This is a genomic window from Henriciella aquimarina, from assembly GCF_002088975.1.
In the GTDB taxonomy this organism is placed as follows: Bacteria; Pseudomonadota; Alphaproteobacteria; order Caulobacterales; family Hyphomonadaceae; genus Henriciella; species Henriciella aquimarina.
Genome location: NZ_NCST01000042.1, coordinates 1 through 5,932, shown reverse-complemented (window position 1 = coordinate 5,932; position 5,932 = coordinate 1). Strand labels below are relative to the sequence as shown.

The window sequence follows — 5,932 nt, the reverse complement described above, 5'->3', positions numbered from 1 at the left end:
CAGGCGCCTGATGAAGGCCATGGGCCTGCAGGGCATTATCCGCGGCAAGCCGCATCGCACGACCTACAGCGACAAGGCGGCGCCGTGCCCGCTCGACCATGTGAACCGCAACTTCAAGGCCCCGGCGCCGAACCGGCTCTGGGTCAGCGATTTCACCTATGTCTCGACCTGGGCAGGGTTTGTCTATGTCGCCTTCGTCATCGATGTGTTCGCCCGCCGCATTGTCGGCTGGCGGGTCAGCCGGACAGCGCATGCGGACTTCGTGCTTGATGCCCTTGAACAGGCCTTGCATGACCGGCGGCCCTGCTCTGGAAGTGGTCTTGTCCATCATTCAGATCGTGGCAGCCAGTATGTCAGTATACGGTATACGGAGCGTCTGGCCGAGGCAGGTCTTGAGCCGTCGGTGGGCAGTGTTGGTGACAGCTATGACAACGCTTTGGCGGAAACCATCAATGGACTCTACAAGGCCGAAGTCATCTGGCGGAAAGGCCCGTGGAAATCCATCGATGCCGTTGAATACGCCACCCTCGAATGGGTCGACTGGTTCAATCACCGCCGCCTGCTCGAGCCAATCGGAAACATCCCACCGGCAGAAGCCGAGGCCAACTACTTTGCAGCGCTGAAGGAAAACGCTATCGCTGCTTGACCCCAACCAAACAGCCTCCGGGGTTACCGGCGCGGTTCAAGAGGCCGATTGTCCCGTCAAAAGTAAGATGGATTAGCTATTCTTTGCAAACTTGAGATCGCCGATATACGACCAGATCTCATCCAGAACCTGGATGAGCGGGACCCGGCCAAGTTCTGTGGCTTCGGAATAGGCTGCCCACTGAGCTATCTTGACCGGATCGTTGGCGAACATTCGGCTCAGGCCCTCCGGCCTTTCCTCGGGGACGGGCGTGTTTCGGCGTTCGAATGTGGTCAGAATGGCAGTACGAAGATCCTGGGGTTCGATCTCAGTTGCTCGGGGAATGGCCCATAGGTCGTAGAAATCTTTCATGCGCCCATTGATCAGACCCAGCGCGACCACGGCCTGGTACTTTTCGGCGACGACAGTGGCGGGCGAGTAAGCGCGGATTTTGGCCGGCTCGAAATCGAGTAGAGAGCCATACTCGATTTCGAATTCAGGGGCGGTTAGCGCGTCGCCGAATCCAATATCCACCGTGACCGGGATTTGGGTCTTTTCCAGATTGGCCACTGTTCGCAAACGCTTGCCACCATAAACCTGATCCTCGCGGATATCGCTCACCGTCAGGCTCTCAGTGCGGAATTTGAGACCGTCATTCCCGTCAATAGACAGGATCTCTCGGAAGACCTTCAGGAGGTCTGCCTCACCGGACTCTCCGAAGCCCAGAAAGTCGACATCTCTCGTGAAGCGGCCTGGGTCCGAAGTCCACACAGTTACAAGCATCCCGCCCTTCAGCACGAAGCGGGTCCGATATTCCGAGACGGAAAGGCGATAGATCAGTCGCTCCAGGGCAAATGCGACCAGCACTGTCTGGAAATCCCGCTTGTCACTTCGCGCAAGATTGAGCAGACGCTGACGCACGGACGCCGCCATATTTTTCGGGCGCTTAGCCATTTGATGTTAGCGCCTCCAGATAGGGACGCATCCGTTTTCCGGCACCATAGTCATTGGCGGCAAGCATCAGCTCTGCGGGCCGGGCTTTTCGCTGTTCGAGGGCCGATTTAAGGCATTCGATGGCGACTGAGCGATCAACCAGTTTCGGGTTACGAAAGGCGTCGGCAATGGATTTGGGAATCGAATAGACCCGTACCCTGGTCCCGCCAATCGGGTGCGTCTCAATGCCTTCAGAGTAGTAGGGTTCGCGAAACCTCACCATACGTGTCGGCGGATAGGGGATCTTGGGGGGCCAGTCATGGGCTCCGATTGTGAACCAGACCTTGCGCGGAAGCTGGTCCGTCAGACCATGAAATGCGAGGGCGGAGAGCAGACAGATAACAGCCTTGGGTGCGCGCTTCGCGACCTCGGCAAGATTTATGTTCAGATCCGGTTCGTTGTCTGCGGCCTGGTAAAGCCCGCGTCCGATCCGGATGATGTCTCCTGCCTCAACAGCGCGGGAGATCGTCGTCGCACTGACCCCGATACTGCGCAGTTCGAAGGCACGGGCGATCTCGTGCCGCTCGAGATAGGACAGTAGACGATTTCGCTGGGTCGACGTGGTGGCTGACATATGTTGCAAAAACTCGGACGAAAAATAGTTTTGTCATAGGTTTTGTAACATAAAAACAGTCATCTGGTCCATGGGCCTTTTGAAATGGAGTGAGGTCTACCCGCCCGCGCGTTCCTGGTCAGCTCGACCTTGCCCGACTCCACACCATAACGCCGGTGCTGTCTTCAGTATTCTCGAAGAATGCCGCCCGCACCGGTGCCGCAAAACTCGGATCATCGAGCTTGACGGCGAGATAGGGTGTTTCGCCCTTGCTCTCCTGACGCCAGGCCGCACCGAGTTCGGCTCCGCCGGCATAGAGGCGGTAGTCCGGGGCATCCTCATTGGCCTTGGCCTTGTTCGGGACAAGCTGCGCTTTGACATTGATTGTCATGGTCCGGATGGTGCCGGTGTACTTCCCATCCTTCAGTGTGAATGATCCAATCTGTGCCATGTCTGGGTTATCCTTTCGTGCTGGCATTGGCGTGGAGGGCTTTGCGCGCCCGTTTGAACCCGGGATCGGACCCCAGGAACATCTCAAGCATGGCGGGCATCAGCGTTTCGGGCTTTTCCTCTTCGCCATAGGTCTGGCGGTAGATTGTTGCGTAGTCCGCGAGTGCCGATGCGAGGTCGGGATCGACCGACACCGTCATGCGGACGGGCGTGCGGTCGGGGAGCTTGCCCAGTCGAAGCGTCATGGCTGGTCTCCCTGTGGAAGGGGCCGGAGGACAAGATCTCTGGTTACCACGACCCGGACCGGCCAGCCGGGCCGGACACGGATGGTGGGCTGGAGGCCAAGCTGTTTGTCGACCACACGCTGACCGGCTTCATTGATCGTGTCGGTGGTTCCGCGCCGGATAGCGCGTTCGATGTCACCGTCACCATCCGATCCAAGCTCCGCGCCAATCCCGAGAATGGTCGCGAGGCCTGCGGCCGCAAACATGCGGCCCCAATGATGGTCGGTGCGATCAGAGAGACCGGCATAGCCTTGCACATCGGCTCCCGGCGCCGAAATCACAATTGAGGATCCGTCCGGGAAGATGATCCGGTCCCAGGTGACGAGCGCGCGGCCCTGTCCGAACGAGACTCCAGACTGATAGCGTCCGATCAGGCGCGAGCCCTGCGGGATAAGGAGATATTGTCCGGTCACCGTGTCATAGACCGGTTGGGTTACCTGGGCGACGATGGTTCCCGGCAGGTCAGAATTGATGCCGGTGACGAGCGAGGCCGGGATGAGCGTTCCTGCCATGACCTGATAGGGTGAGACGACGTCCTGAACGCCATATTCGTTGTAGATGTCCGTTGATGCAGTTTCACCGGCGAAGGCGAGCTTGCGGTCCTGGAGATTGGGATCGGCTGCGCCGAACGCCGACGGTGTCCCTTGCGGCATTGCGGCGAGAGCCAGTAGTTCGGAGGTGAGGTCCGTGCCGGAACGTGACCGCGTGGTTCCGCGCTGCGCTAGTGTTGTGTCACCGGTTTCAGATTGCAGGCGGAAGAAGACCGGCGCGCGGGCGGCTTCCTCGGCCATCGCGGCGTCGCGCATGCGCCTCGCCCGTGCGGCTTCATCAGCCGGATTGGGACGGAAATCATCCTCGAACCTTGTGACATATTCCGGCTCGATGCCCAGTTCGCGTTCGGCTGCCAGCATGGTCGAACCGAGATCGCCTGACAGCGGCGGGCCGAGTTTAGGCATCGCGTCATAGCTTGCCGGCAGGGTGGAAAGGCCTTCGGGCTTTCGCGTATTGGTCGTGTTGTAGAGTTCCTGTGCGGGAGGGCCGGCCGCGGTCGGTGGTTTGAGGGCTATGCTGGCGGCGGCGAACAGGGCCAGCACACCAAGCCCTGCACCGACCATCAGCACTTTGCGGTTGATCCGTGTGACGGGTTTCGGGGAAGACCGGATCTTCAGCCGTTCGGCATGTTCATCGAAGGGAATGGGCTCGCTCATGCTCAGCCCCCGAAGAGGGCGGCAAGCCCGGTGCGCCGCTCGGTGCGCGCAATTCTGACAACAGTCTGGTTCTTCTCTCCCAGACGCAGTTCGGCGGCGCGGAACAGCCGGTCGACAATGTAGTAATTGCCACGGACGCGATAGTTGACGAGTTCGGCATCGCCATCCTCGCCGAGTACGAACAGTGGCGGCATGTCGGTGGTGGCGATACTGGCAGGCATCTGGATATAGACCTGCCGTCCGTCGTCGAACACGCGTACAGGTTTCCAGTCGGGAGTGTCGCCCCTCAGGCGGTAGTCGAAGTTCAGGCCTTCAAGCTTCAGGCCCTGTTCGATGGAGCCGGCTTCCCGTGCGATGGCCCGGTCGTTCTTTACCGTGAGGCCTGCCAGTTCGTCAGCCGGATAGCGCCAGGACAGGGCCGCCATATAGCCGCCTTCCATGCTTTCGAGTTCCAGATGATAAGTCCGCCGGTCTGTGGCGATCATCAGATTGGTACGAATGCCCGCGCTGATCGGTTTGACCAACACATGCGCGCGGGCAGTCGGGCCAGAGCCGGAAACGGTATCTCCAACGACCCAGCGGACTGTGTCGCCTGCCGCGACCGAAACGAGCGTCTCGCCGGGCTGGAGGGCAATGTCGCTGACCTGTCCGGGACTGGCATAGAGCCGGTAGAGCGCCCCTTCCGTATAGGGATAGACCTGAATGGCGTTCACATAGCCATCGACGGAAGGCTCGACGAGGGCATGTTCGCGGCCTTCTTCGATGGCTTCTGCTGGGGAGGCGGATGTTGTGAGTGTGCGCGTATAGGTGCGTCGCGTCTCGCTGTCGCTGACAGGCATCATCTGTCCGGGCAGCGGAAGCGGGACAGCCGTCTCGACAATCTCGACCGGCAGGTCGACCTCTTCTTCAAGCGGCTGCGCTTCAATGAAGGCGGCCGTGTCGATGGGTTCAAGCTCTGTCGTTGCGCAGGCAGTTGTCAGGGCAAGGGCCGTCATGGCCAAAGGCAAGCGGATCATGTCTAGTCTCCTGTAACGAGGTCTTCGCCCCAGTTGAGGCTGTTGATGTAAAGGCCGAGGGGATTGGCGCGGAGCGTTGCCGCATCCTTTGGAGGTTGCGTCACGATGGAGAAGAGACCCGTGAAGCGCTGCGCTTTCATCAGAGCACCATTCTCATAGGTCTTCTCGATCCAGCGGGCCTGGAAGCTGTCATCCGAGACGCGCACGACGCTGACGACATCGACTGTGCGGGATTTGCGTCCGATGTCGGCAAAGGGATCATTTGCCTGCGCGTATTCGTTGAGCGTCGTCGAGGCCGAGGCCGTCACGAAGTCATAGGCTTTGAGCCAGTTTTCGCGAACGACGACCGGATCGACAGAAAGTCCGCGTACTTGGGCAATGAAGTTCGCCAGGTGGTGGGCAATCTGTGCATCGCTCGCGACATAGCGCTCGGACGCTGGGGCGACGGCGCGGGCGGCGCCCGTCTCATCGACTTCGACCACATAAGGCGTGACGGTCGATTGAAGGCTCCGCCAGACCAGCGCGCCGGAGGTGACGAAGCAGAGCGAGAGGCAGCCAATCGCCATCAGCCGCCAGTTCTTCGCCTGGACACGGGCGGAGCCAATGCGTTCGTCCCAGACCTGTCCCGCCTTTTGGTAGGGTGTTTCGGGGAAGGGGCTTTCCCCATAGTGTGTTGCTGATCGTCTGAACCGCATGATCTATTCGTCCTTGTCCTGAAGGCTGGGGACGGCACCGGACGAGCCGCGGTCTCCATCGCGTATGGAATGCGCGGCAGCCTGGCCGGCATGGGTCATCCGCTGCTG

At 60.1% G+C, this 5,932-nt stretch carries 8 protein-coding genes; 1 reads left to right on the top strand and 7 read right to left on the bottom strand.

Annotated features, from left to right (window positions below; genetic code table 11):
• On the top strand, positions 1-646 hold a 646-nt coding region (locus B8784_RS07075), incomplete at its 5' end, for an IS3 family transposase (RefSeq protein ID WP_143435293.1).
• Between the two features lie 72 nt (positions 647-718).
• Here the strand turns inward: B8784_RS07075 and B8784_RS07070 are convergent.
• The 7 genes from B8784_RS07070 to trbF all read right to left on the bottom strand — a co-directional run bounded on the left by B8784_RS07070 (position 719) and on the right by trbF (position 5,824).
• Positions 719-1,579, bottom strand: a complete 861-nt coding sequence (locus B8784_RS07070) for a nucleotidyl transferase AbiEii/AbiGii toxin family protein (RefSeq protein WP_084396910.1) — start codon at positions 1,577-1,579, stop codon at positions 719-721.
• The gene (locus B8784_RS07065; protein WP_084396908.1) at positions 1,572-2,192 is read right to left on the bottom strand and encodes a type IV toxin-antitoxin system AbiEi family antitoxin domain-containing protein; all 621 of its coding nucleotides are present in this window, start codon (positions 2,190-2,192) and stop codon (positions 1,572-1,574) included. Before B8784_RS07065 ends, B8784_RS07070 begins: the two co-directional genes overlap by 8 nt.
• Positions 2,193-2,310: 118 nt before the next feature.
• Positions 2,311-2,622 carry a DUF736 domain-containing protein gene (locus tag B8784_RS07060; RefSeq protein ID WP_084396905.1) on the bottom strand — a complete coding sequence of 104 codons (312 nt, stop codon included), beginning with the start codon at positions 2,620-2,622 and terminating at the stop codon, positions 2,311-2,313.
• Between the two features lie 7 nt (positions 2,623-2,629).
• A complete protein-coding gene (locus tag B8784_RS07055) occupies positions 2,630-2,866 on the bottom strand; it encodes a DUF2274 domain-containing protein (protein WP_084396904.1) in 237 nt (78 codons plus the stop codon).
• Positions 2,863-4,113 carry a TrbI/VirB10 family protein gene (locus B8784_RS07050; protein WP_084396902.1) on the bottom strand — a complete coding sequence of 417 codons (1,251 nt, stop codon included), beginning with the start codon at positions 4,111-4,113 and terminating at the stop codon, positions 2,863-2,865. Before B8784_RS07050 ends, B8784_RS07055 begins: the two co-directional genes overlap by 4 nt.
• A 2-nt stretch (positions 4,114-4,115) precedes the next feature.
• Positions 4,116-5,129, bottom strand: a complete 1,014-nt coding sequence (trbG, locus tag B8784_RS07045) for a P-type conjugative transfer protein TrbG (RefSeq protein ID WP_084396900.1) — start codon at positions 5,127-5,129, stop codon at positions 4,116-4,118.
• A gap of 2 nt (positions 5,130-5,131) precedes the next feature.
• Positions 5,132-5,824, bottom strand: a complete 693-nt coding sequence (gene trbF / locus B8784_RS07040; RefSeq protein WP_084396899.1) for a conjugal transfer protein TrbF — start codon at positions 5,822-5,824, stop codon at positions 5,132-5,134.
• Positions 5,825-5,932 lie beyond the last annotated feature (108 nt).